Annotated in this window: 26 protein-coding genes and 1 other RNA gene; 14 read left to right on the top strand and 13 right to left on the bottom strand. The window is 64.8% G+C overall.

Annotated features, from left to right (window positions below):
- Positions 1-144: 144 nt before the first annotated feature.
- The 4 genes from D1012_RS03630 (at position 145) to D1012_RS03615 (ending at position 2,813) form a co-directional block, all read left to right on the top strand.
- Positions 145-1,197: an extracellular solute-binding protein gene (locus tag D1012_RS03630; protein WP_118149927.1), complete on the top strand. Its 1,053-nt coding sequence runs from the start codon at positions 145-147 to the stop codon at positions 1,195-1,197.
- A 110-nt stretch (positions 1,198-1,307) separates the two neighbouring features.
- Positions 1,308-1,760: a GNAT family N-acetyltransferase gene (locus D1012_RS03625; RefSeq protein WP_158569177.1), complete on the top strand. Its 453-nt coding sequence runs from the start codon at positions 1,308-1,310 to the stop codon at positions 1,758-1,760.
- Positions 1,751-2,105, top strand: a transfer-messenger RNA (tmRNA) gene (gene ssrA / locus D1012_RS03620). Before D1012_RS03625 ends, ssrA begins: the two co-directional genes overlap by 10 nt.
- A 51-nt stretch (positions 2,106-2,156) precedes the next feature.
- On the top strand, positions 2,157-2,813 hold the full coding sequence (locus D1012_RS03615) for a DUF1194 domain-containing protein (protein WP_118149926.1): 657 nt from the start codon (positions 2,157-2,159) through the stop codon (positions 2,811-2,813).
- Positions 2,814-2,879: 66 nt separating this feature from the next.
- Here D1012_RS03615 and D1012_RS03610 read toward each other — a convergent pair whose 3' ends face one another.
- From D1012_RS03610 to coxB, 11 genes are all read right to left on the bottom strand, one after another.
- Positions 2,880-4,289, bottom strand: a complete 1,410-nt coding sequence (locus tag D1012_RS03610; RefSeq protein WP_118149925.1) for an FAD-binding oxidoreductase — start codon at positions 4,287-4,289, stop codon at positions 2,880-2,882.
- A 100-nt stretch (positions 4,290-4,389) separates the two neighbouring features.
- Positions 4,390-5,220: an MBL fold metallo-hydrolase gene (locus tag D1012_RS03605; RefSeq protein ID WP_118149924.1), complete on the bottom strand. Its 831-nt coding sequence runs from the start codon at positions 5,218-5,220 to the stop codon at positions 4,390-4,392.
- Positions 5,221-5,303: 83 nt separating this feature from the next.
- The gene (locus D1012_RS03600; protein ID WP_118149923.1) at positions 5,304-5,888 is read right to left on the bottom strand and encodes a GNAT family N-acetyltransferase; all 585 of its coding nucleotides are present in this window, start codon (positions 5,886-5,888) and stop codon (positions 5,304-5,306) included.
- Positions 5,888-7,147: a M16 family metallopeptidase gene (locus tag D1012_RS03595; protein WP_118149922.1), complete on the bottom strand. Its 1,260-nt coding sequence runs from the start codon at positions 7,145-7,147 to the stop codon at positions 5,888-5,890. The genes D1012_RS03600 and D1012_RS03595 overlap by 1 nt, the downstream gene beginning before the upstream one ends.
- Positions 7,144-8,529: a threonine synthase gene (thrC, locus tag D1012_RS03590; protein ID WP_118149921.1), complete on the bottom strand. Its 1,386-nt coding sequence runs from the start codon at positions 8,527-8,529 to the stop codon at positions 7,144-7,146. The genes D1012_RS03595 and thrC overlap by 4 nt, the downstream gene beginning before the upstream one ends.
- Positions 8,530-8,542: 13 nt before the next feature.
- Positions 8,543-9,220 (bottom strand): SURF1 family protein, encoded by a 678-nt coding sequence (locus D1012_RS03585; protein WP_118149920.1) that lies wholly within the window; start codon positions 9,218-9,220, stop codon positions 8,543-8,545.
- Between the two features lie 86 nt (positions 9,221-9,306).
- On the bottom strand, positions 9,307-10,107 hold the full coding sequence (locus tag D1012_RS03580) for a cytochrome c oxidase subunit 3 (protein WP_118149919.1): 801 nt from the start codon (positions 10,105-10,107) through the stop codon (positions 9,307-9,309).
- Between the two features lie 25 nt (positions 10,108-10,132).
- Positions 10,133-10,702: a cytochrome c oxidase assembly protein gene (locus tag D1012_RS03575; protein WP_118149918.1), complete on the bottom strand. Its 570-nt coding sequence runs from the start codon at positions 10,700-10,702 to the stop codon at positions 10,133-10,135.
- A complete protein-coding gene (locus D1012_RS03570; protein WP_118149917.1) occupies positions 10,699-10,899 on the bottom strand; it encodes a cytochrome c oxidase system small membrane protein in 201 nt (66 codons plus the stop codon). The genes D1012_RS03575 and D1012_RS03570 overlap by 4 nt, the downstream gene beginning before the upstream one ends.
- Positions 10,896-11,831, bottom strand: coding sequence for a heme o synthase (cyoE, locus tag D1012_RS03565; protein ID WP_118149916.1), 936 nt, complete (start codon positions 11,829-11,831; stop codon positions 10,896-10,898). Before cyoE ends, D1012_RS03570 begins: the two co-directional genes overlap by 4 nt.
- A gap of 86 nt (positions 11,832-11,917) precedes the next feature.
- Positions 11,918-12,865 carry a cytochrome c oxidase subunit II gene (gene coxB, locus D1012_RS03560; protein ID WP_118149915.1) on the bottom strand — a complete coding sequence of 316 codons (948 nt, stop codon included), beginning with the start codon at positions 12,863-12,865 and terminating at the stop codon, positions 11,918-11,920.
- Between the two features lie 184 nt (positions 12,866-13,049).
- Here coxB and tldD point away from each other — a divergent pair, with 184 nt between their 5' ends.
- The gene (tldD, locus tag D1012_RS03555; protein WP_118149914.1) at positions 13,050-14,471 is read left to right on the top strand and encodes a metalloprotease TldD; all 1,422 of its coding nucleotides are present in this window, start codon (positions 13,050-13,052) and stop codon (positions 14,469-14,471) included.
- A complete protein-coding gene (locus tag D1012_RS03550; protein ID WP_118149913.1) occupies positions 14,468-14,893 on the top strand; it encodes a hypothetical protein in 426 nt (141 codons plus the stop codon). Before tldD ends, D1012_RS03550 begins: the two co-directional genes overlap by 4 nt.
- On the opposite strand, the gene D1012_RS23145 is transcribed toward D1012_RS03550, so the two are convergent.
- The gene (locus D1012_RS23145) at positions 14,890-16,500 is read right to left on the bottom strand and encodes a divergent polysaccharide deacetylase family protein (protein WP_267897816.1); all 1,611 of its coding nucleotides are present in this window, start codon (positions 16,498-16,500) and stop codon (positions 14,890-14,892) included. The genes D1012_RS03550 and D1012_RS23145 overlap by 4 nt on opposite strands.
- A gap of 166 nt (positions 16,501-16,666) precedes the next feature.
- Here D1012_RS23145 and D1012_RS03540 point away from each other — a divergent pair, with 166 nt between their 5' ends.
- The 6 genes from D1012_RS03540 to lexA all read left to right on the top strand — a co-directional run bounded on the left by D1012_RS03540 (position 16,667) and on the right by lexA (position 21,573).
- The gene (locus D1012_RS03540; protein ID WP_118149912.1) at positions 16,667-17,254 is read left to right on the top strand and encodes an anthranilate synthase component II; all 588 of its coding nucleotides are present in this window, start codon (positions 16,667-16,669) and stop codon (positions 17,252-17,254) included.
- Positions 17,251-18,264, top strand: coding sequence for an anthranilate phosphoribosyltransferase (gene trpD / locus D1012_RS03535; protein WP_118149911.1), 1,014 nt, complete (start codon positions 17,251-17,253; stop codon positions 18,262-18,264). The genes D1012_RS03540 and trpD overlap by 4 nt, the downstream gene beginning before the upstream one ends.
- A gap of 27 nt (positions 18,265-18,291) precedes the next feature.
- Complete coding sequence (trpC, locus tag D1012_RS03530) at positions 18,292-19,104, top strand: indole-3-glycerol phosphate synthase TrpC (protein ID WP_118149910.1); 813 nt, start codon at positions 18,292-18,294, stop codon at positions 19,102-19,104.
- The gene (gene moaC / locus D1012_RS03525) at positions 19,101-19,598 is read left to right on the top strand and encodes a cyclic pyranopterin monophosphate synthase MoaC (protein ID WP_118149909.1); all 498 of its coding nucleotides are present in this window, start codon (positions 19,101-19,103) and stop codon (positions 19,596-19,598) included. The genes trpC and moaC overlap by 4 nt, the downstream gene beginning before the upstream one ends.
- Complete coding sequence (locus D1012_RS03520; protein ID WP_118149908.1) at positions 19,595-20,779, top strand: molybdopterin molybdotransferase MoeA; 1,185 nt, start codon at positions 19,595-19,597, stop codon at positions 20,777-20,779. The genes moaC and D1012_RS03520 overlap by 4 nt, the downstream gene beginning before the upstream one ends.
- 101 nt (positions 20,780-20,880) lie before the next feature.
- Complete coding sequence (gene lexA, locus D1012_RS03515) at positions 20,881-21,573, top strand: transcriptional repressor LexA (protein ID WP_118149907.1); 693 nt, start codon at positions 20,881-20,883, stop codon at positions 21,571-21,573.
- 65 nt (positions 21,574-21,638) lie between these two features.
- Here the strand turns inward: lexA and D1012_RS03510 are convergent, their stop codons facing one another.
- Complete coding sequence (locus D1012_RS03510) at positions 21,639-23,747, bottom strand: ComEC/Rec2 family competence protein (RefSeq protein ID WP_233516995.1); 2,109 nt, start codon at positions 23,745-23,747, stop codon at positions 21,639-21,641.
- Between the two features lie 77 nt (positions 23,748-23,824).
- On the opposite strand from D1012_RS03510, the gene gltX reads away from it, so the two are divergent.
- A complete protein-coding gene (gene gltX, locus D1012_RS03505; RefSeq protein WP_118149906.1) occupies positions 23,825-25,246 on the top strand; it encodes a glutamate--tRNA ligase in 1,422 nt (473 codons plus the stop codon).
- An 80-nt stretch (positions 25,247-25,326) separates the two neighbouring features.
- Positions 25,327-26,622: a citrate synthase gene (locus tag D1012_RS03500; protein ID WP_118149905.1), complete on the top strand. Its 1,296-nt coding sequence runs from the start codon at positions 25,327-25,329 to the stop codon at positions 26,620-26,622.
- Positions 26,623-26,650: the final 28 nt, after the last annotated feature.

Below are 26,650 nucleotides of genomic sequence, written 5' to 3'. Positions count from 1 at the left end.
GTCTTGTCACCGCGACCCGTGGCCCCAGATTGCCCTGACAGCCCGATCTATGCTTGTGAGCGCCTGATTCCTTTACTACCTTTCCCGCAAGGCCAGTGGCGACCGGGGGAGACCACGGCCCAAGTCCAACACAGAGGAACCACGATGACCCATACGAAACACCTGTTTGCCTGCGCCGTTTCCGTGCTTGCCCTGTCATCTGCGGCACAGGCCGCAGACCCGGAATTGCTGGTCTTTGACTGGGCAGGCTGGGAAATTGACGCCGCACTGGTCCATTACGTCGAAAAGCATGGCCAGAAACCAACCTATTCGTTCTTTGGCGATGATGACGAAGCGTTTCAGAAGGTCAGCTCGGGGTTCCGCGCCGATGTCGCCCACCCCTGCGCGTCGTCGGTGCCGCGCTACCGCGACGCAGGCCTGATCGAGCCGTGGGATACGTCGAAGATCACCGCCTTCGCCGACATCGACCCGCGCATGTATGACAACACCGTGCTCAAGGACGACGAAGGCCTGTGGTTCCTGCCGATGGACACCGCCTATGCGGCGGTTGCCTATAACACCGACCAGGTTCCGGTCGAAGATGTCGCAACGCTTCAGGTCTTTACCGATGCAAAATACGCGGGCCGCATCTCGCTGCCCGACAGCAATGATGATGTCTGGTCGCTGGCCTTTCTCGCCACCGGCGTCACCAGCTGGGACAATGTGACGGATGAGCAGTTCACCGCCGCTGCCGACTGGCTGCGCGCGGTCCATCCCAATGTCCGCGCCTATTGGTCCGACCCGGCCGAGATGACCCAGCTGATGGCATCGGGCGAGGTTCTGGTCAGCTGGTCTTGGAATGACGGCGTGTCCTTGCTGCGGGCCGAGAATTTTCCGGTCGATTTCAACCGCGCCCCGACCGAGGGTGCTGCCACCTTCTTCTGCGGTCTGGTCAATCTGAAAGACGGCCCCGGCAGTGACGACAAGGTGTATGATTTCGTGAACTCGCTGCTGTCGCCTGAAGGCGCCGCCGCGATCGTTGACACGCTGGGCTATGCCACCTCGAACAAGGCCGCGATGGCGACCCTGAGCGAAGAGACGCTGAAAGCGGCCTATCTTGATCCGGTCGATGGCACCCTGTTCATGCAGACCCCGACCACTGCCGAATTCCGTGAGCGTATGATCTCGGAATTCGAGCTGATCAAATCGGGTTTCTGATCCCGTCCTGATCCGCGCGCGCCCGGCCGGACCCTCCGGCCGGGCGCGGCCTCAGGCCCCGCCTGTCCTGCTGTCATACGCTTGTAACACCTGTCGCGCAGCGTGGTGGCATGTTGACCCTGCGCCCCGCCCTTCCCGCCGAAGCTGCCTATCTCACCGACCTTGAGTCGCGGGTGATGCGCGATCATGCGCAGGCCCTCTGGGGCCGGTTCAGCCCTGCGCCCCACCCTTCGGCCTTTGATCTGGCCAATACCCGGATCGTGGAGCTTGCGGGCGCACGGGCCGGCCTGCTGACGGTCGAGGTGGCCCCCGACCACCTGCGCCTGCGCAAGCTGTATCTGGAGCCGCAGTTTCAGGGCCATGGCCATGGCAGGCACCTGTTGGCCATCGTCCAGGCCGAAGCCGCCGGACGGGGTCTGCCGTTACGCCTCAGCGTGCTGCGCCCCAATCAGCGCGCGCTAGCGTTTTACCTGCGCGAAGGTCTGAGCATTGCCGAGCAGACCGACGAGCGGATTTTCCTGTCACACATCCCCCCGGAATACCGCGCCGATACGGTCTTGTGAGCGGCGGCCTGCCCGCCTATATTGAGCCTGTTCGGGGCAACCCGGACTATGGTGATAAACGCACCTGTAATAGACGGCTCGGACCCGGGGGCGGTACCCGGCGACTCCACCATTCCACCCGTTCGTTTCGGGGGTTCGGGGTCGAAATAGGATCGACGAACGTTCAAAGAGGCCAGCTTTTACTCGGTGAGGTACCACCGTTATCGGTCCAAAAGTACAGTTGCAAACGACAACCGTGCTCCGATGGCTCTGGCTGCGTAAGCAGTTCGAACATCGAAACTTAAGTCCTTGCGCTTAGCCGCGTAAGGCGGGGTTCGCAGGTACCTGGCAACAGAAACCTGCACCTTCCCCCCTTTGTGACTTGCCCGCAGCGCTGCCGCGCGCCACGCTTTGCCGATGCGCGCACTTGCCCTTGGCCTCACCCTGCTGCTGCCCGGTTCCGCCGCCCGTGCGTGTGAGGTGGCACTGGTGCTGGCAATTGATGTCTCGGGCTCGATCGACGCAGGCGAATACCGCATCCAGTCCGGCGGCACCGCCGACGCGCTGCAAGATCCGGCAGTGGCCGAGGCGCTGCTTGAGGGCCAGGTGGCGCTCAGCCTGCTGCACTGGTCCGGTACCGGGCAACAGGCCGTGGTGCTGCCCTGGACCCAGATGCACAGCCCCGCCGACATCACCCGCGCCACCGCGCATATCCGCAGCGCCCCGCGCGCCTTTGCCGGGTCCGACACGGCTGTCGGTCAGGCGATTGACGCGGCCCTTGCTCTGTTCGCCACCGCCCCCGACTGCAGCCGCCGCATCATCGACATCTCGGGCGACGGGCCGGAAAACAGCGGCAACACCGTGCGCGCCGCCCGCAGCCGCGCCGCTGCCGCCGGTGTCGCCATCAACGCCATCGCGATTGAAGACGTAGGCCAATCCACCGCCATCACCCGGTTTTATCAGAACTGGGTCATCACCAAAGGCGGCTTTGTCATATCCTCGCGCGGCCTTGCCGCCTATCCGCAGGCCATCCGCGCAAAACTCCTGCGCGAGCTGGAAAAACCCGCCTCCTGAGCATTGCTGCTTTCGAAATACTCCGGGGGGGCGCGGCACGCGCGGGGGGCAGCGCCCCCCTCCACATCAGCCGCGCAGCACAGCACCGGGGTTCATGATCCCCTTCGGGTCCAGCGCCGCCTTGATCGCCCGCATCGCCGCCAGCTTGGCCGGATCGCCATAGCGCTCCAGATCCCCGACCTTCAGCCGCCCGATGCCATGTTCGGCGCTGACCGATCCGCCCAGCTCGTGCACGATGTCATGCACGCAGGTCTTGACCCCTTCCCGCTGGGGGTCATGTTCCTTGCGGTTTCGGCCCCGCACCGGAAACACGTTGTAATGCAGGTTGCCATCGCCCAGATGGCCGAAACAGTTGATCCGCCACTCCCCCAGCTGCGCCAGAGCCGCGCCCGCCCGCGGGATAAAGGCCGGGATTTCCGACAGCGGCAGGCTGATGTCATGGCTCGATACCGCCCCAATGCGGCGGTTGCCTTCTGGGATGCTTTCGCGAATGCGCCACAGGCTTGCCGCCTGCGCTTCTGACGTGGCGATCACCCCGTCCAGCACCAGCCCGGCCTCATCCGCCTGCGCATAAAGCCCTGCCATCGCCTCTTCGGGGGCCACACCCTGCGGCAGGCCCAATTCGATCAGCACCGACCAGTCTGGAATGGGCGACAGCGGCACCGTCACCTCGGGCATGGTTTCGGCCAGAAAGTCATAGCCCATCCGGTGAATCAGCTCGAATGCCGAGATCAAACCGGCCAGCTGCCCCTCTGCCAGGGCCAACAGCTCCAGCGCGGCCTGCGGCGACGGCACCGCCAGCAGCGCCACAACCGTGGCGGCGGGTTTGGGAAACAGCCGCAGGCTGGCGGCGGTGATGATGCCCAGCGTGCCCTCGGCCCCGATCAGCAGATGGCGCAGATCATAGCCGGTGTTGTCCTTGCGCAGCCGCTTCAAGCCGTTGAAAATGCTGCCATCGGGCAGCACCGCCTCCAGCCCCAGACACAGATCGCGGGTGTTGCCATAGCGCAGCACATTCACCCCGCCGGCATTGGTCGCCAGATTGCCGCCGATCCGGGCCGAGCCTTGCGAGGCCAGCGACAGCGGAAACAGCCGGTCCAGCCGGTCGGCTTCGGCCTGCACATCGGCCAGAATCATCCCGGCCTCGACCACCATCACGTTCTCCGACGGATAGGCACCGCGCAGGGCGGTCATCCGCTCCAGTGACAGGATCAGCGGCACCGGCCCTTCGGGCATCACCTGCCCGCCGACCAGCCCGGTACCGCCACCCAGCGGCACGATCCCGACTCCGGCCTGACCACAGGCTGTCACGATCCCTGCGACTTCGGCAGTTGACCGGGGGCACGCCACCGCCGCCGCCTGCCCCTGCCAGCGCCCGCGCGGCTCTTCCACATCGCGCGGGGCTGTCGCGCGCAACAGGCCGGGATGGGCGGCATCAAGGATCGACAGGAAATCGGGGGTGCAGGCATTCAGCATGGGCGGCTCCTTTGCCCCCGCTTTACGCCAAGGCATCGCGCAAGAAAACCGCTGTTGCGGCGTTTGTGCAGTCATCCGGCGCAACCCGAAGAGCAGCGCCTCAGTTGATCCCTTCGGGCATCAGCACCATGATCGTCGGCCGCCCCGGCAGATTGCGCAGCGACACGTCGAGCGAGGGCATGCCGGTTTCCACCACCTCGAACTCGGCGCTCATGTTGTCCAGAAACATCCGCAGCGACGCCCCCGAAAACCAGTGCATCGGAATCACGATCGACGAGCGCAGCCGCCTGACCACTTCTGCCATCTCTGACACCGCCATGGTATAGCCGCCGTCCACCGGGACCATCACCACATCCAGCCGCCCGATGCTGGCATATTGCGCCTCATCTGGCGCGTGGTGCAGGTGGCCCAGATGGCCGATGCACAGACCCCCCGCCTCGAACACAAAGATCGAGTTGCCATTTTCGCGCGCACCATCGCCCCAACGCGAGCGCACATGGGTCGGCACATTGCGCACCAGCATCGCGCCCAGATCCAGCTCGTGTTGCGCCGGTCCTGCCTCGGTGGCCCAGCCCTGCAGCACATGCGGGATGCGCGGGTCGGGGGTGGCGGTCCAATGGGTGGAATGGGCGTTGTTCATCGTCACCACATCGGGCACCCAGTCTGCCATTCCGGTATAGCCGGTGAAATCGGTCACCGCTGTCTTGCCGCCGGTGGCGATGGCAAAACTGGCATGGTCGATGTAATGGATGCGGACCTGATCCTGCACCACATCGGCACCAAAGCGGGCAGGCATCACCCGCGCGATGCCCTGAGCCACCGCAAAGCAATGCGAAGGAATGCGCTCTGGCGCATTCGGAATGCGCTCTTGCGCCAACACAGGCGCGGCGAGCATGGACAGCAACAAGGTGGGCAGGATCGTGAACCGCATCGGGCACCTCCGGGTTGAGGCCCAAAGGTAGCACGGCTTGCCCCGGCGTCAGCCGCCCCGGATGATCACGCTTGCGTCAGAGCCTAGCCGACATCGGTGCGCCCGCGCCGGTCGGCGCGCAGCGCGGAGTAAAGCACATGATTGCGCCAGCGCCCGTTGATCTGCAGATAGCTTTGCGCGACGCCCTCGTATTTGAAACCGGTCTTTTCCAGCACCCCGCGACTCGCGGCGTTTTCCGGCAGACAAGCCGCCTCGACCCGGCTCAGGTCCAGCGTGGTAAAGGCATGGTGCACCACAGACAGGATCGCCTCACGCATGTACCCCCGGCGGCTGAACTGCTCGCCCACCCAATAGCCGATGGTGCCGCATTGCGCGGGGCCGCGTCGGATATTGTCCAGCGTGATCGCGCCCAGCAGTTGCTGATCCTGCCGACGGATCAGCAGGAACGGCACCGCCGTGCCCTGTGCTTCGGCCCGTTGCGCCCAATACACCCGGTTGGTGAACGACCGCCGCGACAGATGATCGGCGGACCAGACCGGTTCCCATTGCGTCAGAAAGCTGGCACTGTCCTCACGCAGCTCGGCCCAGGCCCGCCAGTCGCCATGCACCGGCAGGCGCAGGGTCATGCGCTCTGTCTCCAGCTTGGGACGGCGGCGGAACGGCAGCATCAGGCGGCGAGCCTGTCGCGGATCGCCCCCAGACCGGGGGCTTTTGCCACCGGGCCATACATTGCCAATGCCGTCTTGGCCCCGGCAATATCTCCGGCAAAGCGGCGCACATCGGCCATGCTGACGCCGTCGATCTTGGCCACCGCCTCTGCGGCCGTCGGCACCCGGCCCCAGACCGCCAGCAGCCGCGCGTTGCGCTCGGCCCGGTTCGACGGGCTTTCCAGCCCCATCAGCAGGCCGGCTTTCAGCTGCGCGCGGGCGCGCGCCACCTCGGCTTCGGTCATGTCCTCAGCGGCGCGCTTCATCTCGTCCACCGTCAGCTGAGTCAGCGCCGCGATTTCCTCTTTCGAGGTGCCGGCATAGATCGTGATCGACCCGGTATCCTCATAAGCCCCCGACTGCGCAAAGATCGAATAGCACAACCCGCGTTCTTCACGGATCTTCTGGAACAGGCGGGACGACATGCCGCCGCCCATCGTCATCGCATAGACCTGCGCTGTGTAGACGTCGGGGTGACGATAGCCCGGCGCCTCAAGCGACAGGGCGAAATGCACCTGTTCGAGCTTTTTCACCTCGCGCCGCTCGCCACCGATAAAGGCGGCGGGTTCCACCACGCTGATGCCGCGCGGCCTCAGATCACCGAAGATCTCCCGCGCCTGATGCACGATCTGTTCGTGATCCACCCCGCCCGAGGCCGACAGGATCATCTGATCGGGTGCGTAGTGCTGACCAACAAAGCCCCGCAGATCATCAGCAGAAAAGCTGCTGACCCGCTCAGATGGCCCCAGAATCGTGCGGCCAAACGGCTGATCGGGGTAGCTCACTTCCTGCAACCAGTCGAAGATGATGTCATCGGGCGTGTCGAGCGCCTGACCGATTTCCTGCAAGATCACATGACGCTCGGTCTCGATCTCTTTCGGATCGAACACCGGGTTCAGCACGATGTCGGAAATCACATCGAGCGCCAGCGGCACATCCGCCACGAGGCACCGGGCGTAATAGGCCGTCATTTCCTTGGACGTATAGGCGTTGATATAGCCGCCGACATCCTCAATTTCCTCGGCGATCTGCAGGGCACTGCGCTTTGCGGTGCCCTTGAACGCCATATGCTCCAGAAAATGCGCGATGCCGTTTTGCTCTGGGCGTTCATGCCGCCCCCCCGCCATGACCCAGACCCCGACCGAGGCCGATTGCAGCCCCGGCATATGTTCGGTGACGATCCGCAGACCGTTGGGCAAGGTCGAGATTTGCAGGCTCAAGATGCGATCCTTTCGCGGATCAGGGATTGAAGGCGGCCAAGATCATTGGGCACACGGGTCAGCCGTTCGCGGCGGTCGAACAGATCGGCCAAGCGGGCGGGCAATTCGGGACGCTGGCCGATGGCATCAAGCACCGCATCGGGGAATTTCGCCGGATGTGCGGTGGCCAATGTGATCATGGGCGTGCTGCCCAGATAGTCATTCGCAACCTTTACGCCAACGGCAGAATGCGGACAAAGCACTTCGCCGGTGCGCACATATTCGCGGTTGATCGTGGCGGTCGTCTCTTCCTCGGAACAGCGGCCCGAGGCGAATGTCGCCCGCAAGCTTTCCAGCGCGCCTTGGGAAATGTGGAAGCCGCCGGATTTCAGCTCATCCATCAGCTGCGCCACCGCTTTGCCATCGCGGCCATAGGCATCAAACAAGGCGCGTTCAAAGTTGGAGCTGACCTGAATATCCATCGACGGGCTCATCGACGGGGTCACGCCATGGGTCTGGTAATCGCCCGAGGTGATGGCCCGGTGCAGAATGTCGTTGTGGTTGGTGGCGATCACCAGCTTTTCAATCGGCAGCCCCATCTTGCGCGCGATATAGCCCGCGAAAATGTCACCGAAATTGCCGGTGGGCACGGTGAAGCTGACCGCACGATGCGGCGCGCCCAAGGACACGGCGGAAGAGAAGTAATACACAACCTGCGCCAGAACCCGCGCCCAGTTGATGCTGTTTACCCCGGCCAGCCGCACGCCATCGCGGAAGGCGAAATCGTTGAACATATCCTTTACGCGCGCCTGACAGTCATCGAAATCGCCGTCCATCGCAAAGGCATGCACGTTGGCTTCGGTCGCCGTGGTCATCTGGCGGCGCTGCACATCCGACACCCGGCCATGCGGATAGAGGATGAACAGATCGACATTCGCCAGCCCCCGGAACGCCTCCATTGCGGCCGATCCGGTGTCGCCGCTGGTCGCGCCGACAATCGTGATCCGTTCGCCGGTCTTGGCCAGCGCCGCCTGCATCATCTGGCCGATGAGCTGCATGGCGAAATCCTTGAACGCCAAGGTCGGGCCGTGGAACAGCTCCAGCAGGAAATGGTTCGGCCCCAGCTGCACCAGCGGCGCGCGGGCGAGGTGGCCAAAGGGTTTGTAGGCCGCCGTCAGCAAGCCGCGGAATTCATCATCGCCAAAGGTATCGCCCAGATAGGGCCGCATCACCCGGAACGCGATCTCTTCATAGCTGAGCCCCGCCAGAGCGGCGATCTCGTCATAAGACATGGTCGGGATGGTTTCAGGCACGTACAGCCCGCCGTCACGGGCAAGGCCAGTCATCATCGCCTCACCAAAGCCAAGGATAGGGGCGGCACCACGGGTAGATATGTATTTCATCGGACTCTCGCTTTCAGACCGTCCTGCGCCTGATACGCCACAGAAGATACGCTGTCATCCCCAACCACACCGCCGCAAGGCCAAACCATTGCACCGCATAGCCCAGATGATTGTTCGGAATGCCCGAGGTATCGACCGGCATCGGCTCGATCCCCGGTGCTGTGGGGTCGCGGGCGACGACCAGCAGCGGCTCGGTCGCCAGTTGCGCCGCCATCGCGGGCACGTCGCGGGCAAACCACAGCCCGGTTTTCGGGTCAGGTGGCGGGGTAAAGCTGTCGACCTCATCGGGCCAGTGCAGGTTGCCGGTCACCGATGGCGCATCCGGCCCGCGGGGCGAGACGCGGGCGCCATCGGCGACAAAGCCCCGGTCCACCAGCACCCGTCGCCCGTCAGTCTCGAACGCCTCGATCACCCGCACGCCTGCGCCGATCTCTTTGCGGCTGACCAGCACCTCCAGCGATTCACCGGTAAAGCGGCCCGTCGCTGTGACCGGCAGATAGCGGTCGGCCTGCGGATCGGGGGTCAGGGGCAAGGCAACGGGATCGGCCACGATGCGCGCCGCGATATCGGCCAATGCCGCCTCTTTCCACGCCAGCCGGTCCAGCTGCCACAGGCCAAGCCCCGCCAGCACCCCCGCCCCGAACAGGCCGAACAGCAGGGGAATGATCATGCGGCGGGTGGTGGCATTCATCGGGGGCAGTCTCCAAACGAAAGGCGCGGACCCTTTGGCCCGCGCCTGATGGTGCCGTCAAGGGGGCGGATGGCCCCAAAAGGCGCTTACTGACCCCAGACGTAGATCGCGGCGAACAGGAACAGCCAGACCACATCAACAAAGTGCCAGTACCAGGCCGCCGCCTCAAACCCGACATGCTTTTCGGGGGTGAAGTGGCCTTTCAGCGCGCGGATCAGGCAGACGGTCAGAAAGATCGTGCCGATCACGACGTGAAAGCCGTGGAACCCGGTCGCCATAAAGAAGTTGGCGCCATAGATGTTGCCGGCAAAGCCAAAGGCGGCATGGGTGTATTCGTAGACCTGCAGGATGGTAAAGAACACGCCCAGCACGATCGACAGGATCAGACCGTTGACCAGATCCTTGCGGTTGTTCTCATGTGCCAACGCGTGGTGCGCCCAGGTGGCAGCAGCGCCCGAGCACAGCAGGATCAGCGTGTTGATCAGCGGCAGGTGCCAGGGATCAAAGGTTTCGATCCCCGCAGGCGGCCATTGACCATCCTGAATCGGCGACAGCGGCCCCATCGGATACATGGCATGCTTGAAGAACGACCAGAACCATGCGGCAAAGAACATGACTTCGGACATGATGAACATGATAAAGCCATAGCGCAGACCGATCACCACAACCGGGGTGTGATCGCCTTCCTGGCTTTCCTTGATCACGTCAGCCCACCAGGCAAACATCACATAGAGGACGCCGACAAAGCCGATCAGGCCCAGCCAGGGGCCCGACCCGTGCATCCACAGCACAGAGCCAAACAGCATGACAAAAGCCGAAAGCGCAGCCAGAAACGGCCAGACAGACGGCGGCAGAATATGGTAGTCGTGGTTCTTGGCGTGGGCCATGGTCGGTTCCCTCGGTTCTTTTTTATCAGTTTACAATGCCCGCAGGCGGAGCGGCAAGGGCCGCCTGCTCTTCGGACAAGGATGTTTCGTAAAAGGTATAGGACAGCGTGATCTCTTTCACGAACTTGCCTTCGCGATCCTTGACGATCTCGGGGTCAACGAAAAAGCTGACCGGCATCTGCACGGTCTCACCCGGTTGCAGCACCTGTTCGGTAAAGCAGAAGCAGGCGATCTTGGCAAAATAGCCGCCCGCTGCATCCGGCGTCACGTTATAGCTGGCGGTGCCGGCGATCACCCGGTCGGTCGGGTTATGCGCCTCGTAGAAGGCCAGCGCGTTTTCCCCGATCCGCACGGTCATGGTGCGCTGCACCGGTTTGAAGTTCCACGCCATCCCGCCCGAGGTCGAGCCGTCAAAGCGGATCTGGATGGTCTGGTCCAGAATGGTATCGGGTGCTGCTTCGGCCACCGAAGTGGTGCCGCCAAAGCCGGTCACCCGGCAGAACCAGTCGTAAAACGGTACGGCGGCAAAGGAGAGTGACGCCATCATCACCGCCACGCCCACCAGTTTGAGGCCGGTTTTTGCTGTCGGGTTCATGGTTGGGTTCCCCCTGTTGCCGCAGGCTGCAGCTCTGGCCGCACGGTATGGTCAAACGCCTGCATCGGGTCGCCGCGAGTGACCTTTACCACGGTCAGCGCGAACACCAGCACGACAAAGGCCACCAGCGTCAGGCCCAGCCCAAGATTGCGGGAAAACCGCCGCTGGTGCAGTTCGTGATCGGGACGAAAGCTCATGCCCAGCCCCCCAGACCATAGGTTTTCAGCAGGGCCTCGACCAGAAAGGCCGCGAAATGCAGGAACAGATAGGCCAGCGAAAATTTGAAGAATGTCTTCTCGACCGCGTATTTGTCACCCTCGGCCTGCGCCTCGGGGCGTTTCCAGATGTCATAGGCGCCCTTGAGGAAGATCGCGTTCAGCACCACCGCCACCGCCAGCGTGAACGGCCCGCCGATCGTGGTCAGCGCCGCCCAGATCGACACCGGGGCCAGCAGCACGGTGTAGATCAGGATCTGCCGCCGGGTTTCCGCCCGGCCATGCGTCACCGTCAGCATCGGCACACCGGCCTTGTGATAGTCTTCCTTCATGAACAGCGCGAGCGCCCAGAAATGCGGCGGGGTCCACATGAAGATGAGGCCAAACATCAACGCCGATTCCACCGACACACCGCCCGTGGCCACAGCCCAGCCGATCATCGGCGGAAACGCCCCGGCCGCGCCACCGATCACGATGTTCTGCGGGGTCAGGCGCTTGAGCCACATCGAATAGACCACAGCATAGAAAAAGATCGTAAAGGCCAGCAGCCCGGCCGCGAACAGGTTGGCCGACAGCGCCAGCATCACCACCGCAATGCCCGACAGCGCCATCCCCAGACCCAGCGCCTCACCGGCCTGGACCTTGCCTGCAGGCACCGGGCGGGTCTTGGTGCGGTTCATCACCGCATCAATATCGGCGTCCCACCACATGTTCAGCGCGCCCGAGGCCCCTGCCCCCAAAGCGATGAACAGGATCGCGGCAAAGCCTACGACCGGGTGCACACCGACCGGGGCGACCAGCAGGCCGACCAGCGCGGTAAACACCACCAGCGACATCACGCGCGGTTTGAGCAGTGCGACATAGTCGCCAAACTGTGCCTCGCCTGATTGCTGATAGGTCTGAACGTCGCTCATTTAGGCTTCCTTGGCTTAGGGAAATGGCCCCGGTTCACGGGGCCATTCACATCGCTTCCCCCACAACGCTGCGCGTGTGGCAGGGATCAGTTGTTGGCGGCCAGCTTGATGGCCGAATAGGCTTCGAGATCGGCGGACGAAAGCACCACATCACCGGCCTGCGCCGCGGCGAGCCATTGGGCGTAAACCTCTTCCGACACGACCTTGACCGTGATCGGCATATAAGCGTGGGCGATGCCGCACAGCTCCGAGCACTGACCGAAATAGATGCCCTCACGCTCGGCGTTGAACCACAGCTGCGCCAGACGACCGGGCACCGCATCCTGTTTCACGCCAAAGGCCGGGATGGTCCAGGAGTGGATCACATCCGCGGCCGTGATCTGCATCACCACCGTTTTGCCGACCGGCACCACAACGGCGGTATCGGTTGCCAGCAGGAATTCGCGGTCGGTGTAACCCGCCGCTGCCAGCTGTGCCGACACTTCCGGCGTCAGCCGGTTGTCGCCGCCGGTCGCCGGTGCGCCGATCATGAAGCTGTCAAACGCCACCGGGGTTGCCCCCTCGGCATTCGGCTCGTTGATGCCGTCATCGACATATTCATAGCCCCAGTACCACTGGAAGCCGGTCACCTTGATGGTGATGTCGCCAACCGGAATTTCCTGTTGCTTGAACAGCACCGGCAGCGAAAATGCTCCGATGAAGACCAGGATCACGATCGGAATCACGGTCCAGCCCACTTCCAGCGGCGAGTTGTGGGTAAATGTCGCAGGTTTGGGGTTCCGCTTTTGGTTATAGCGGATGATCACCCAGGCCAGCAGACCGGTCACAAAGACGGTGATCACGGTGATAATCACCAGAATCATCCAGTCCAGCCCTTGCAGATCGCGGGCAAGCTCGGTCGCGGCGGGCTGGAACCCGGTGCCCCGGTCAACGGGATGCCCCACGATTTCAAGGGCTTGCGCAACAGCAGCACTGCCCGACATCAAGCCCGCAACACTGGCGGCGACCCCGCCGATTTGGTTCCAAAGACGCATGTTCTGTTCCCGTTATCTTTACGGCTTGGGTGCCGCTTGTCAGAATACCACCCGTATCGCATGTTACGGCACGCGGCAGAATCCCGTTGTTTCCGGCTGTCTTGAAACCATATTAGGGCCTCTGCCACAAGAGAAACCGTTGCGACATAGCAGCGCCATTTGACTCAGATCAAGGACAGCTTTCATGACCGATCAGCCCTTCCGCCCGTTTGACACCCATCTGGACGAGGCGGCGGCACTGGCGATCCTGCGTGCCGCCACGCAAGGCGCCGAGGATGGCGAGCTTTTTCTGGAGCGTCGCCGGTCCGAGGCCATCGTGCTGGATGACGGCCGGATCAAGACCGCGTCCTATGACGCCTCCGAAGGATTCGGCCTGCGCGCGGTCAAGGGCGAGGTGGCGGGCTACGCCCATGCGACCGAGATCAGCGAAAGCGCTTTATTGCGCGCGTCGGAAACCGCCCGGCTGGCGGTCGGCGATGGCGGCGGCGTGATGGCTGCTCCGCCGCAGGGCACCAATGTCAAACTCTACGGCGATGCCGACCCGATGGCCGATGCGACATTTGCGGTCAAGATCGACATGCTGCGCGAGATTGATGCCTTTGCCCGCGCACTCGACCCGCGCGTGATCCAGGTTTCGGCCACGATTGCCGCGTCGTATCAGGAGATCGAGATCCTGCGCCCCGAAGGTCTGCGGGTCCGCGACATCCGCCCGATGGCGCGGCTCAACATCTCGGTGATCGTCGAACAGAACGGCCGGCGCGAGCAGGGCGGCATGGGCGGCGGCGGGCGTTTTGGCCTGAAATCGCTGATGCAGACCGACCACTGGCAACCGGTTGTGCGCGAGGCGCTGCGGATCGCGCTGGTCAATCTGGAGGCGGTGCCCGCCCCTGCGGGCGTGATGGATGTGGTCCTCGGCCCCGGCTGGCCCGGCATTTTGCTGCACGAGGCGATCGGCCATGGGCTGGAGGGCGACTTTAACCGCAAGCAAACCTCGGCCTTTGCCGGGCTGATGGGCCAGCAGATCGCCGCGCGCGGCGTGACGGTGCTGGATGACGGCACCATTCCCGACCGGCGCGGCTCGATCTCCATCGACGACGAAGGCACAGCTTCGGCACGCAACGTGCTGATCGAAGACGGGATTCTGGTCGGTTACATGCAGGACCGGCAAAACGCGCGCCTGATGGGAGTCGCCCCCACCGGCAACGGGCGGCGCGAAAGCCACGCCCATATCCCGATGCCGCGCATGACCAACACCTATATGCTGGCCGGGCAGGATGACCCGCGCGACATTCTGGCCGGGCTGAAGGATGGCATCTATGCCGTCGGCTTCGGCGGCGGGCAGGTCGATATCACCAATGGCAAATTCGTGTTCTCCTGCACCGAAGCCTACCGGGTGCAGAACGGCGTCGTCGGTGCCCCGGTCAAAGGCGCCACGCTGATCGGCGACGGTGCCACGGCGTTGAAACAGATCCGCGCCATCGGCAACGATCTGTCGCTTGACCCCGGCATCGGCAATTGCGGCAAGGCCGGGCAATGGGTGCCGGTCGGTGTCGGCCAGCCCACATTGCTGATCGGCGGGCTGACCGTGGGTGGTTCGGCGGCGTGAGCCTGATCCACTCGCCCGAGCAGATGACGACGCCGTGGCGCGATCTGCTCACGGCGGCGGCTGCCGCCGTGCTGCTGCCCTCGGCGCTTGGTATCCTGTGTCTGGGCGTGTTCCGATTGGTGCAGACCACCGTGCCGCCAGGTTTTGGCATCGTGCTGTGGACGGTCGGCACCGCCCTGATGCTGTCGCCGCTCCTCAGCCTTGCCGGCATGATCCTGACCCTGCCGGTGGCATCGCTGCTGATCCGGCTGGGCTGGTTCGGCTGGCTGCCCGCCGCCGTCACCGGGCTGGTGATCGGCGGCACCATCGGCGCAATGATGGGCTTCCCGCCCGGAGGGCTGGCCGGAGCCGCCATCGTGCTGATCCTGCGCGCGACGCTTGGCCTGTTGCGGCCGATGTCGCCACCCAAAACCGGCGCTTAATTTGCCTGCAACATCGCTGAGACCGGGGCCAGCGTCACGGTTGACGCCCGCCCCTCAACCGCCCATTCCAGCACCGCGGCCACGGTTTCAGGCCGCAACGCACCGATCACGATCACCCGCCCCTCTTGCGCCGCCTTGAACGCCGCGCGGTCGAGATAGCGGCGGATCACCGGGCTGTCTTCGCCACCGCCGTCAATGCTGCGAAAGATCATCGCCGCCGCCAGCCCTTCGCGCCGGGCCACCTGATCAGCAGCGTTCAGCCCCTGATCAAAGGTCACCAGCCCACGGCCCTGCCCGGTCAGAATCGGCACCACCTGCGTGGCCAGCGGGCGGTTGTTCTGGAAGGCATTGCCATCGGGGTCGATCACCGCCACCGCTTCCGGCAGGCGCGAGGCCAGCACCTGAAAGCTTTGCTCCAGATCGCCGGGGCCCGCGCCGACAGGAATGCCGGTGCCCGCCATCAGAACCTCTTGCCCGCCCGCGCGCCAGATCGCCGCACGTTCGGCAGCGCCTTCGGACAAGGGATCAATCACGATCGACAACGGCAGGTCCAGCGCGGCCAACTCAGCGCGGTTCACGCCTTCCTGCCCGTTGTCCTGCAGCAGGATCGCAAACAGCGGCTTTTGTGTCGCGGCATCAAAAGGTCGCGCATAGCGCTGGCGCGGCGGCAGGTCTTGCTCTGCCTCCGGTTCCGGCAGCACCTCGGTGGCGGGGGCAGGGTCAGACCCGATCCGGGGCAGACGCCCGGTCACCACGCCCGGGGCCTGATCGACCAGTCCGGGGGCCGGGGACAAGGCCCCCTCCCCCTCGGCCACCGCCTCCGGCACAGCGTCCGGCTCGGGCAGCGGCATCGGCTCCGGCGTCGGATCGGCAGGCTCCGGCGCGGCCGGGGCGGCAGCGGCGGGCGCGTCGGGCAGCGGCCGCAACAGTGCCTCTTCCTCGGATGTCAGCGGCGGGGGCGGCGGCAGATCGGCGGGCGCAGGCGCGCCCTCGGACCCGGGCAGGCCGGGCACATCGGGTTGGGCCGCAGCCATCGGGGCATCGCCGGTAGCGGGCGCCGCAGGCAGTGGGTTGACCTGCCCGGCAGAAGCCATCCGTTCAGCAGGGGCGTCGCTGGGCGGCGCGGCTGGCGGTTCTGCCGGGGCCGGAGCCATCGCGGCGGCACTGTCCGGCTGTGGCGCAGCGGGTGCTTCGGCCAATGGCTGCAGCGGCGCGGCATCTGACGGAGCAGGCATGACCGGCATTTCTTGTGACGCCCCAGCCGTTCCGGGCGCGTCGGGGGCGTCCGTTACGGCAATCGGCGCAGGTGCGTCAGGCGCATCGGCTGCGGGAGTTTCCGGCGCATCTTCAGCCTGCGCAATGGCCGCAGGGGCCTCTTGTGTCGCAGTCGGGCCCTCGGCGGCGGGTTCGGGAGCAACAACTTCTGGTTCAGGCTCAACAGGTTCGGACTCAACAGGCGCGGGCACGACGGCCTCTGCCGTCACGCTTTCCGGCGCTGCGCCCTCGATCGCCTGCCCATCGGCCTGCGCCAGCCCCTCACGCGACACCGGCCCCGCGATCTGTGACACCACGACCAGACCGCCAGCCGCAGCCACAGTTCCCCACACCAATCCCCTAACAAACCCGCGCACTGTCTTGCCCCTTTTTTCGTTGCCGGACATTGTGCCCATCCTGAACAGGTGATCAAGCGGTCTTGACGCCCCTGCCCCGGTCTGACCATCTATAGCCCGACCCACCCCGCGCTTCATCCCCTATCCGACAGGCCCAAGCAAGATGCTGCTTCTGATCGACAACTACGACAGCTTTACCTACAACCTCGTCCATTATTTTGGCGAGCTGGGTGCGGATGTCGTTGTCAAACGCAATGATGCGCTGACCGTGCAGGATGTGCTGGCACTGGCGCCAGAGGCGATCATCCTGTCGCCCGGTCCCTGTGATCCGGCAGCGGCAGGCATCTGCCTGCCTCTGACCACGGCGGCCTATGAGGCGAAAATCCCCCTGCTGGGCGTCTGCCTTGGCCATCAGACCATCGGCGAAGCCTTTGGCGGTCGCGTCATCCGCTGCCACGAGATCGTGCATGGCAAGATGGGCGCGATGCACCACGAAGGCAAAGGCGTGTTTGCGGGCCTGCCCTCGCCCTTCCTCGCCACCCGGTATCACTCGCTGATCGTGGAGCGCGAAAGCCTGCCCGAGTGCCTGGAGGTCACGGCCTGGCTGGAGGATGGCACCATCATGGGCCTGCGCCACAAGACCCAGCTGATTGAGGGCGTGCAGTTCCACCCTGAATCCATCGCCTCGGAACACGGCCACCAGCTCTTGCGCAATTTTCTGGATGAGGCCGGTGTAAAGGTGACCGCATGAGCGATGTGCTGCGCCCGCTGATCGGCCTTGCCGCCGAACGTGCCCTGACGCGCGCCGAGGCTGAAACCGCCTTTGCCGCGTTGTTCGAGGGTCAGGGCACCCCGGCGCAGATGGGCGGGTTTCTGATGGCGCTGCGCACGCGCGGCGAAACGGTCGATGAATACGCCGCTGCCGCATCGGTGATGCGCGCCAAATGCCACAAGGTGCGCGCGCCCGAAGGCGCGATGGACATTGTCGGCACCGGCGGCGATGGCAAGGGCACGCTGAACATCTCCACCGCCACCGCCTTTGTGGTGGCCGGCGCGGGCGTGGTGGTGGCCAAACACGGCAACCGCAACCTGTCGTCGAAATCCGGTGCTGCGGATGCGCTGACCGAAATGGGCCTGAACGTGATGGTCGGCCCCGCGCAGGTAGAGACCTGTCTGGCCGAGGCCGGTATCGGCTTCATGATGGCCCCGATGCACCACCCCGCCATCCGTCATGTGATGCCGGTCCGGCAGGAACTGGGCACGCGCACCATTTTCAACATCCTGGGGCCGCTGACCAACCCTGCCGGGGTCAAACGCCAGCTGACCGGCGCGTTTTCCGCCAGCCTGATCCGCCCGATGGCCGAAACCCTGCTGGCACTTGGCAGCATAAAGGCGTGGCTGGTGCATGGCGGTGACGGCACCGACGAGATTTCCATCGCGGCACCAACGCAGGTGGCCGCGCTGGAGCATGGCCATATCCGCGAATTCACCCTGCACCCCGAAGACGCGGGCCTGCCCTATCACCCGTTCGAGAAGATCATGGGCGGAACCCCGGCCGAAAACGCGGCCGCTCTGCGCGCGCTGCTGGAGGGTGCGCCGGGGGCCTACCGCGATGCGGTGCTGCTGAACGCCGCCGCCGCCCTTGTGGTCGCCGACAAGGCCAAAACCCTGACCGAAGGGGTCGAAATGGCCCGCCATTCGATTGATTCCGGTGCGGCCAAAGGCAAGATCACCGCCCTCGCCCGCCTGACCAACGCCTGACCGCCCAACAGGGCAAGGAAGTCTGTTATGAGCACGATCCTCGACCGCATCAAAACCTACAAACTGGAAGAGATCGCGACCCGCAAAGCCGCCCGCCCGCTGGCCACGGTGGAAGAGGCCGCCCGCGCCGCCCCTCCCCCGCGTGGATTTGCAAAGGCATTGTCAGCCGCGGCGGGCAGCGGCTATGGCCTGATTGCCGAGATCAAGAAGGCCAGCCCGTCCAAGGGCCTGATCCGCGCCGATTTTGACCCGCCAACCCTTGCCAAAGCCTATGAAGAGGGCGGGGCCACCTGTTTGTCGGTGCTGACCGACACCCCCTCGTTTCAGGGCGCAGATGCGTTTCTGACCCAGGCCTCAGAGGCCACATCGCTGCCCTGCCTGCGCAAGGATTTTCTCTACGAACCCTATCAGGTCGCCGAATCCCGCGCCCTGCACGCCGATTGCATCCTGCTGATCATGGCCACCCTGTCCGATGAACAGGCGGCAGAGCTGGAGGCGGCAGCGATCGAATGGGGCATGGATGTGCTGATCGAGGTGCATGACCGCGCCGAGCTGGAGCGGTCGGCCCTGCTGAAGTCAAAGCTGATCGGTATCAACAACCGCAGCCTGCACACGTTTGACGTCACCCTCGACACCACCCGCGATCTGGCGCGGCGCGTGGCCGAGGATCGGCTGATCGTGTCGGAATCCGGGTTGCATACCCCCGCCGATCTGGCGGATCTGGCGCAATACGGTGCGCGCTGCTTCCTGATCGGCGAATCGCTGATGCGGCAGGACGATGTGGCCGGTGCCACCCGCGCCCTGCTGGCGCGCCCGTTGACCGCGCAGGGCGGCGTATGACCGATCCCGCCGGCCTTTCGCATTTCGACGCCGACGGCGCGGCGCATATGGTCGATGTCTCGGCCAAGCCGGTGACCGACCGTGTGGCTGTCGCGCGCGGATCGGTGGTGATGACGGCGCAGACGCTGGCGCTGATCACGTCAGGTCAGGCGAAAAAGGGCGATGTGCTGGGCGTGGCCCGGCTGGCGGGAATCATGGCGGCCAAAAAGACCGCCGATCTGATCCCGCTGTGCCACCCGCTGCCGATCACAAAGGTTGCGCTGACCCTGACACCAGACCCCGCCCTGCCCGGCGTGGTGGTCGAGGCGACGGTGAAAACCGGCGGCCAGACCGGGGTGGAAATGGAGGCGCTGACCGCCGTTTCCGTGGCCTGCCTGACGATCTATGACATGGTCAAAGCCGTTGAGAAATCCATGCGGATCGAGGGGATACGGCTGGTTCTGAAAGAGGGCGGCAAGTCGGGCCGCTACGTCGCCCCCGGGGAACAGCCATGATCTCGGTCGAAGAGGCTCTGGCGCAGTGCCTGGCGCTTGTCGCGCCTTTGCCGGTGGAACCTGTGCCGTTAGCGCAGGCCTGCGGGCGCTACATGCCCCACCCCGCCACTGCCACCCGTGACCAGCCGCCCTTTGCCGCCTCGGCGATGGATGGCTATGCGGTGCAGGGCGACCCCGCCGCCGGGGACCGCTTTACCGTGGTGGGCGAGGCGGGTGCGGGCCATGCGTGGCACGGCAGCCTTGGCCCGTTGCAGGCTGCGCGCATCTTTACCGGCGCACCCCTGCCCGCAGGGGCGACACGGGTGATCATTCAAGAGGATGTGACCCGCGACGGCGATGTGATCACGGTGCAGCCCGGCGCAGATACCGGCAGCCATATCCGCCCCGCCGGGCAGGATTTCCGCGCCGGGGACACGTTGTCGCCGCGCCTGTTGCGCCCCAATGATCTGGCGCTGCTGGCGTCGATGAATGTGCCGCTGGTGCCCGTCACCCGCCGCCCCGTCGTTGCCATCATCGCCACCGGCGATGAGCTGGTGATGCCGGGGGAAACCCCCGGCCCCGACCAGATCATCGCGTCAAATTCCTTTACCATCAAAGCCCTGGCCGAAGAAGCCGGGGCCGAAGTGCGGCTGTTGCCCATTGCCCGCGACACGGTGGAGGCGCTGACCTTTGTGCTGGGTCTGGCCGAGGGGGCCGATATCATCGTCACCACCGGCGGCGCTTCGGTCGGTGATCACGACCTTGTGGCGCAGGTAGCGGAAAGCCTGGGCCTGCAACGCGCGTTCTGGAAAATCGCGATGCGCCCCGGCAAGCCGCTGATGGCGGGTCGCATGGGCAATGCCGCCTTGCTGGGCCTGCCCGGCAACCCGGTGTCCTCGGTCGTCTGCGCCCATCTGTTCCTGCTGCCGATGATCCGCGCGGCTCTGGGCCTGCCAGCCGACTCTGTCGCCCCCGAGCCCCGTCCAGCATTCTTGGCGCAGGATGTCGGCCCGACCGGCCCGCGCGCCCATTACATGCGCGCCACGCTGACCCAAGGGGAGGCGCTGCCGCTGATCACCCCCGCTGACCGGCAGGACAGCTCGCTGCTCTCCGTTCTGTCGGCGGCGGATGCCCTGTTGATCCGCCCTGCAGGCGACGGCCCGCGCCGGGCGGGAGAACGGGTCGGCTATCTGCCACTCTGATACCGGCGCTGATAACCGTCGGTTGAATTTTTGAATTGTCTTGACACAAACCGGGAACACGGGCAGAACATTGCATCAACGGATGCAGATCAAGGTGCCGCATGCTCACGCGTAAACAGCTGGAACTTCTGGATTTCATCAAGACCCGGATGGATATTGACGGCGTTCCCCCCTCGTTTGACGAGATGAAGGATGCGCTGGATCTGCGGTCGAAATCCGGCATCCACCGGCTGATCACCGCGCTGGAGGAACGGGGCTTCATCCGCCGTCTGGCCCACCGCGCCCGCGCGCTGGAAATCATCAAACTGCCCGACGCGATGGACAAACCCGGCTTTACCCCCCGTGTGATCGCGGGTGACAAACCCGCCGCTGCCGCCCCGCGCGCCGCGATGGCGGTGGAAACCGTACATGCGATGGAACTGCCGGTCATGGGCCGTATCGCTGCCGGTGTCCCGATCGAGGCGATTTCCGAAGTGTCGCACCATGTCGCCGTACCAGGTTCGATGCTGGCAGGCCGGGGCAACCACTACGCGCTGGAGGTCAAGGGCGACTCGATGATCGAGGCCGGGATCAACGATGGCGACATCGTGGTGATCCGCGAACAGAATACAGCCGAGAATGGCGATATCGTCGTGGCCCTGGTCGATGATGCCGAGGCGACACTGAAACGCTTTCGTCGCAAGGGCGGCATGATCGCGCTGGAGGCCGCAAACCCCGCCTATGAAACCCGCATGCTGCCCGATCATCAGGTCAAGGTGCAGGGCCGTTTGGTCGGGCTGATCCGCAGCTATTGATTTGGTGTGCCGCAACCGGGCCAACCCGGTTGCGCATCCGACGACGCGCGCGCCCTGTTGCACCGTCAGGGACCAGCGGCCACCCGCGTCGCTTTCGGGCGGATCACCGCAACCAACCCCTCGGGCCTACGCGGCGACGACCACACCCGCTGCCCACCAAAGGTCGGCTCCACCCGCAGCCCCCCCGCCACCGGATACAGCGCCAGCGTGCCAGAACCGCGCAGCCGCTCCGGGTCCAGCAGGATGCAGCCCTCTGGCACCACCTCCACCGGCACGGACACCACCACCAGATCCGCCATCGCACAGGCCTCTGCCACCCGCGCCGCCGCCGCCTTGCCCTTTAGCGCCACGCCGGTCACGCCCGCCGCCGCAAAGCGGCGCAGGCTCACCTCCCCCGCCATCTCCGTCCGCGCCGCCGCCATCTCCTGCGTGGCCAGATCGCCGTCATTCTCCAGCCAGTTCTGCGCCGCAAAGCCCGCCCCACTGGGCGCCGACAGCGCCCGCCCCTCAGCGCCCATCACCCCCACCAGCCCGCCATCGGCAGAGATCAGCACCAACGGCCGCTCCACCCCGACCCACAGCACCAGCGCCACCAGCGCAGGCGCAGCCGCCAGCCCGCGCCAGGCCCCGCGCAGCAACACCAGAAACGCCCCGGCAAAGGTGACCAGCGGCAACACCCACGGGCCCGGTGCGACAACCGCCGTCACCGACCCGTTCCACCCCGCCACCCAATGCGCCACCCAGATGATCCATCGGCTGCCCTGCTCCATCACCCAAAGCGGCGGGCCGGCCAGCCCGAATGGTGCCAGCACCCCCGCCACCGCGCCCGCTGGCATCACCACCGACCCCATCACCGGCACCGTCAGCAGGTTGGCGATCAGCCCGTAATCGGCATAGCGGTTGAAGTGCGCCGCCGCATAGGGCGCAGTGGCAAAGCCGCCAATCGCGCTTGACAGGACCAGGGTAAACACCGGCATTGCCCAGCGTGGCAGATGCCCCGCCACCACCCGGCGATTGACCGCACGAAACCCGGCAATCAGCGCCACCGTGGCGGCGAATGACATCTGAAACCCCGGCTCCAGCAGCGTTTCCGGTTGCCACAGCAGCAGGATCACCCCAGCCATCGCGACAGAGCGCAGGGTCAGCGCCTTGCGGTCCAAGAGCACCGCACCCAGCATCACCGACACCATGATAAAGGCGCGCTCGGTCGCGACATTGGCCCCCGACAGCGCCAGATAAAACGCAGCAACCGCCAGCGACACCACGGCTGCCAGCTTCTTGCCATTCACCCGCAGCGCGACAGGCGGCACGGCGGCGATGGCCAGTCGCAGCCCGGCAAAGACAAAGCCGGTCAGAAACGCCATATGCATCCCCGAAATTGCCAGCAGATGCGCCATATTGGTATCGCGCAGCGCCTGCACCGCATCGCGGCTCAGGCCCGAACGGTCGCCGGTCATGATCCCCGCGATAAACCCGCCCGCATCCCCCGGCACCGCGCGCATCAGTGCCAGCGCCAGATCGCGGCGCAATCGGGCAACCGACCATCCCTCCGGCGCGGGCTGCCACAGCACCACCGGCGCCGTGGTATAGCCGACCGCCCCCAACCGGTCGAAAAAGGCCATGCGGCGAAAGTCAAAGCTGCCCGGCTCCACCGGGCCATCGGGGGCCTGCAAGGTCGCGGTGACCATCACCACCTCACCGGGAAACGGCTTATGATCCGCGACTTTGCCACGCAGCGAGATCCGCACCCGCTCTGGCAGGCGGGCCTGGCGCACCCGGTCCAGTTGCACCCGGTCCAGCGTGATGCGGATCGCGTCGGTCTGGCTGCGGTCGATGTTGATCACACGCCCCGTCACCGGGCCGTAATAGCGGAAATCCAGCATCGGGGCCTGCACGATCTGGACGCGCAGACCGCAGGCCAGCACCCCCAAAGCGACGCAAGCCACCGCCACCGCAACGGGATGCCCCGCCTCCGGCCCCCACAGCCGCAGGACCACGCACAGCAGCACCACGGCGGCAGCCCCCGCATAGACCGCTATCCCCGGCTCCCACGATGGGGAAAACCAGAGGCCAATCCCCGTGCCGATCAGCAGCGGCACCCAGGGAAACAGCGTGCCCCGCGCCTCTGCCAATGCCACAAAGGGCCGGGTCAGCCAGCCAGTCAGGACCGCCACCTTGTTTCCCGCCCCTTCACCGCCTAGAACCGGGCCAAGCCTACTGCCCAGATGGTTTCCGAAAGGTTAACGCCCCCATGTCCTCCACACCTGAGTCCGCCTCTCCCGTCGTCACCCGCTTTGCCCCGTCGCCCACCGGATCGCTCCATATCGGCGGCGCGCGCACCGCGCTGTTCAACTGGCTGTTCGCGCGCGGGCGCGGCGGCAAGTTCCTGCTCCGGATCGAGGATACTGACCGCGAACGCTCCACCCCCGAGGCGACAGCGGCCATTCTGCAGGGCCTGACCTGGCTGGGGCTGGACTGGGACGGCGAGGCGGTCAGCCAGTTCGACCGCCGCGACCGCCATGCGCAGGTGGCGCATCAGATGCTGGAGCGCGGCACCGCCTACAAGTGCTTTTCCACGCAAGAGGAAATCGCCGCCTTCCGCGCCGCCAAAGAGGCCGAGGGCGCGAGCTATGCCGTGTTCCAGAGCCCGTGGCGCGATGCCGACCCGGCCAGCTTTCCCGATGCGCCCTATGCCATCCGCATGAAGGCCCCGCGCACCGGCGAGACAAAAATATCAGACACCGTTCAGGGAATCGTTACGGTTCGCAACGATCAACTGGATGACATGATAGTTTTGCGCTCCGACGGTAATCCGACCTATATGCTGGCTGTCGTGGTCGATGATCATGACATGGGGGTCACCCATGTCATCCGGGGCGATGACCACCTGAACAACGCCGCCCGGCAGCAGATGGTTTATGACGCGATGGATTGGCAGGTGCCGGTCTGGGCACATATTCCGCTGATCCACGGGCCGGATGGCAAAAAGCTGTCGAAACGCCACGGCGCCACGGCGGTCGGCGATTATCAGGCCCTTGGTTATCCGGCGGCCGGTATGCGCAATTACCTGACCCGTCTGGGCTGGGCGCAGGGCGATGCGGAACTCTTCACCACCGATCAGGCCAAGGCCATGTTCGGGCTGGAGGGAATCGGCCGCAGCCCGGCGCGGCTGGATTTCAAAAAGCTGGAATCAACCTGTGGCTGGCATCTGGCGCAAGGCGAAGATGCTGCGCTGCTGCATGAGATTGAGGGCTATCTGGCAGCCGCAGACCGCCCCGCGCTGACGTCTGAACAGCGTGATTTGCTGGTGCGCGCAATGTATTGCGTCAAGGATCGCGCGAAGACCTTCCCCGAACTGCTTGATAAGGCTCACTTCGCTCTGACCTCCCGCCCGGTGGATGTTGACGAGGCGGCGGGCAAGGCCCTGGATCCGGTATCCCGTGGTATACTGGGTGAATTGACGCTGCGCCTGCAAAATGCTAGCTGGACGAAACAAGAGCTTGAGTCCATTCTGACTGAGGTTGCCACGGCCCATGGCATCGGTTTCGGAAAACTGGCTGCACCGTTGCGTGCTGCCCTTGCCGGGCGCAGCGCGACCCCAAGTGTTTATGACATGATGCTGGTCATCGGTCAGGCAGAGACGATTGCGCGATTGCAGGACGCTGCGGCCTGACCCGGCTGATCCTTGCAACCGCACCAGAATGCACCACCAGCCGGGACGGTCCGGCGGGGCAAAAACGAGGGATGTGAGAGATGGCCGAGACAAAACGAAACGCGACCCTGACCGTGGACGGCAAGTCCTACGACCTGCCGATCCATTCCCCCACCCTTGGCCCTGATGTCCTCGACATCCGCAAGCTCTATGCCGAGGCTGATGTGTTCACCTTTGACCCCGGCTTCACCTCCACCGCCGCCTGCGAAAGCGCGATCACCTATATCGACGGTGACAAGGGCGAGCTGCTGCACCGGGGCTATTCGATCGAAGAACTGGCCGAGCAGTCGCATTACCTCGAAGTCTGCTATCTGCTGCTCTATGGCGAGTTGCCCACCGCCGCCCAGATGGCCGATTTTGAAACCCGCGTGACCCGTCACACCATGGTGCATGAACAGATGCACTACTTCTTCCGCGGTTTCCGCCGTGACGCGCACCCGATGGCCACCATGGTCGGCGTGGTCGGCGCGATGGCCGCGTTCTACCACGACAGTACCGACATCAACGATCCGTGGCAGCGTGAGGTTGCGGCGATCCGCATGATCGCCAAACTGCCGACCATCGCGGCGATGGCGTTCAAATACTCGGTCGGCCAGCCGTTCGTGTACCCGAAAAACACCCTCGATTACGCTGGCAACTTCCTGCACATGTGCTTTGCGATCCCGGCCGAGGATTACGTCGTCGATCCGGTCCTGTCCAAAGCAATGGACCGGATCATGATGCTGCATGCCGACCATGAGCAGAACGCCTCCACCTCGACCGTGCGACTGGCGGGGTCTTCGGGCGCAAACCCGTTTGCCTGCATTGCGGCGGGCATCGCCTGTCTCTGGGGCCCGGCGCATGGCGGGGCCAATCAGGCCTGCCTTGAAATGCTGAAGGAAATCGGCACCGTTGACCGTATTCCCGAATTCGTGGCCAAGGCCAAGGACAAGGATTCCGGCTTCCGCCTGATGGGCTTTGGCCACCGGGTCTATAAAAACTTCGACCCCCGCGCCACGGTGATGAAGGAATCGGCGGATGAGGTGCTGGCGCTGCTCGGGGTTGAAAACAACCCGCTGCTGCAGGTCGCCAAAGAGCTGGAGCGGATCGCGCTGTCGGATGAGTATTTCATCTCGAAAAAGCTCTATCCCAACGTCGATTTCTACTCGGGCATCATCCTCGAGGCGATGGGCTTCCCGACCTCGATGTTCACCCCGATCTTTGCCATCTCGCGCACCGTCGGCTGGATCTCGCAGTGGAAAGAGATGATCGGCGACAAGGGCCAGAAAATCGGCCGCCCGCGTCAGCTGTATATCGGCGAAACCCACCGCAAATACGTGGACGTGGGCCAGCGCTAAGGCGCAGTTTCACGACCCGATAGCCCCT

Source organism: Pseudotabrizicola alkalilacus (assembly GCF_003443995.1).
Taxonomy (GTDB): Bacteria; Pseudomonadota; Alphaproteobacteria; order Rhodobacterales; family Rhodobacteraceae; genus Pseudotabrizicola; species Pseudotabrizicola alkalilacus.
This window is presented reverse-complemented; position numbering and strand designations above follow the sequence as displayed.

Excerpts from the sequence above, each read along its gene's own strand:
- D1012_RS03580 (WP_118149919.1), bottom strand. The coding sequence starts at position 10,107 with ATGGCCCACGCCAAGAACCACGACTACCATATTCTGCCGCCGTCTGTC.
- D1012_RS03585 (WP_118149920.1), bottom strand. The coding sequence starts at position 9,220 with ATGAATGCCACCACCCGCCGCATGATCATTCCCCTGCTGTTCGGCCTG.
- cyoE (WP_118149916.1), bottom strand. The coding sequence starts at position 11,831 with ATGAGCGACGTTCAGACCTATCAGCAATCAGGCGAGGCACAGTTTGGC.
- D1012_RS03575 (WP_118149918.1), bottom strand. The coding sequence starts at position 10,702 with ATGAACCCGACAGCAAAAACCGGCCTCAAACTGGTGGGCGTGGCGGTG.
- D1012_RS03500 (WP_118149905.1), top strand. The coding sequence starts at position 25,327 with ATGGCCGAGACAAAACGAAACGCGACCCTGACCGTGGACGGCAAGTCC.
- D1012_RS03520 (WP_118149908.1), top strand. The coding sequence starts at position 19,595 with ATGATCTCGGTCGAAGAGGCTCTGGCGCAGTGCCTGGCGCTTGTCGCG.
- D1012_RS03570 (WP_118149917.1), bottom strand. The coding sequence starts at position 10,899 with ATGAGCTTTCGTCCCGATCACGAACTGCACCAGCGGCGGTTTTCCCGC.
- thrC (WP_118149921.1), bottom strand. The coding sequence starts at position 8,529 with ATGAAATACATATCTACCCGTGGTGCCGCCCCTATCCTTGGCTTTGGT.
- gltX (WP_118149906.1), top strand. The coding sequence starts at position 23,825 with ATGTCCTCCACACCTGAGTCCGCCTCTCCCGTCGTCACCCGCTTTGCC.
- D1012_RS03540 (WP_118149912.1), top strand. The coding sequence starts at position 16,667 with ATGCTGCTTCTGATCGACAACTACGACAGCTTTACCTACAACCTCGTC.
- tldD (WP_118149914.1), top strand. The coding sequence starts at position 13,050 with ATGACCGATCAGCCCTTCCGCCCGTTTGACACCCATCTGGACGAGGCG.
- coxB (WP_118149915.1), bottom strand. The coding sequence starts at position 12,865 with ATGCGTCTTTGGAACCAAATCGGCGGGGTCGCCGCCAGTGTTGCGGGC.
- lexA (WP_118149907.1), top strand. The coding sequence starts at position 20,881 with ATGCTCACGCGTAAACAGCTGGAACTTCTGGATTTCATCAAGACCCGG.
- D1012_RS03600 (WP_118149923.1), bottom strand. The coding sequence starts at position 5,888 with ATGCTGCCGTTCCGCCGCCGTCCCAAGCTGGAGACAGAGCGCATGACC.
- D1012_RS03625 (WP_158569177.1), top strand. The coding sequence starts at position 1,308 with ATGTTGACCCTGCGCCCCGCCCTTCCCGCCGAAGCTGCCTATCTCACC.
- trpD (WP_118149911.1), top strand. The coding sequence starts at position 17,251 with ATGAGCGATGTGCTGCGCCCGCTGATCGGCCTTGCCGCCGAACGTGCC.
- trpC (WP_118149910.1), top strand. The coding sequence starts at position 18,292 with ATGAGCACGATCCTCGACCGCATCAAAACCTACAAACTGGAAGAGATC.
- D1012_RS03605 (WP_118149924.1), bottom strand. The coding sequence starts at position 5,220 with ATGCGGTTCACGATCCTGCCCACCTTGTTGCTGTCCATGCTCGCCGCG.
- moaC (WP_118149909.1), top strand. The coding sequence starts at position 19,101 with ATGACCGATCCCGCCGGCCTTTCGCATTTCGACGCCGACGGCGCGGCG.
- D1012_RS03615 (WP_118149926.1), top strand. The coding sequence starts at position 2,157 with ATGCGCGCACTTGCCCTTGGCCTCACCCTGCTGCTGCCCGGTTCCGCC.
- D1012_RS03610 (WP_118149925.1), bottom strand. The coding sequence starts at position 4,289 with ATGCTGAATGCCTGCACCCCCGATTTCCTGTCGATCCTTGATGCCGCC.
- D1012_RS03630 (WP_118149927.1), top strand. The coding sequence starts at position 145 with ATGACCCATACGAAACACCTGTTTGCCTGCGCCGTTTCCGTGCTTGCC.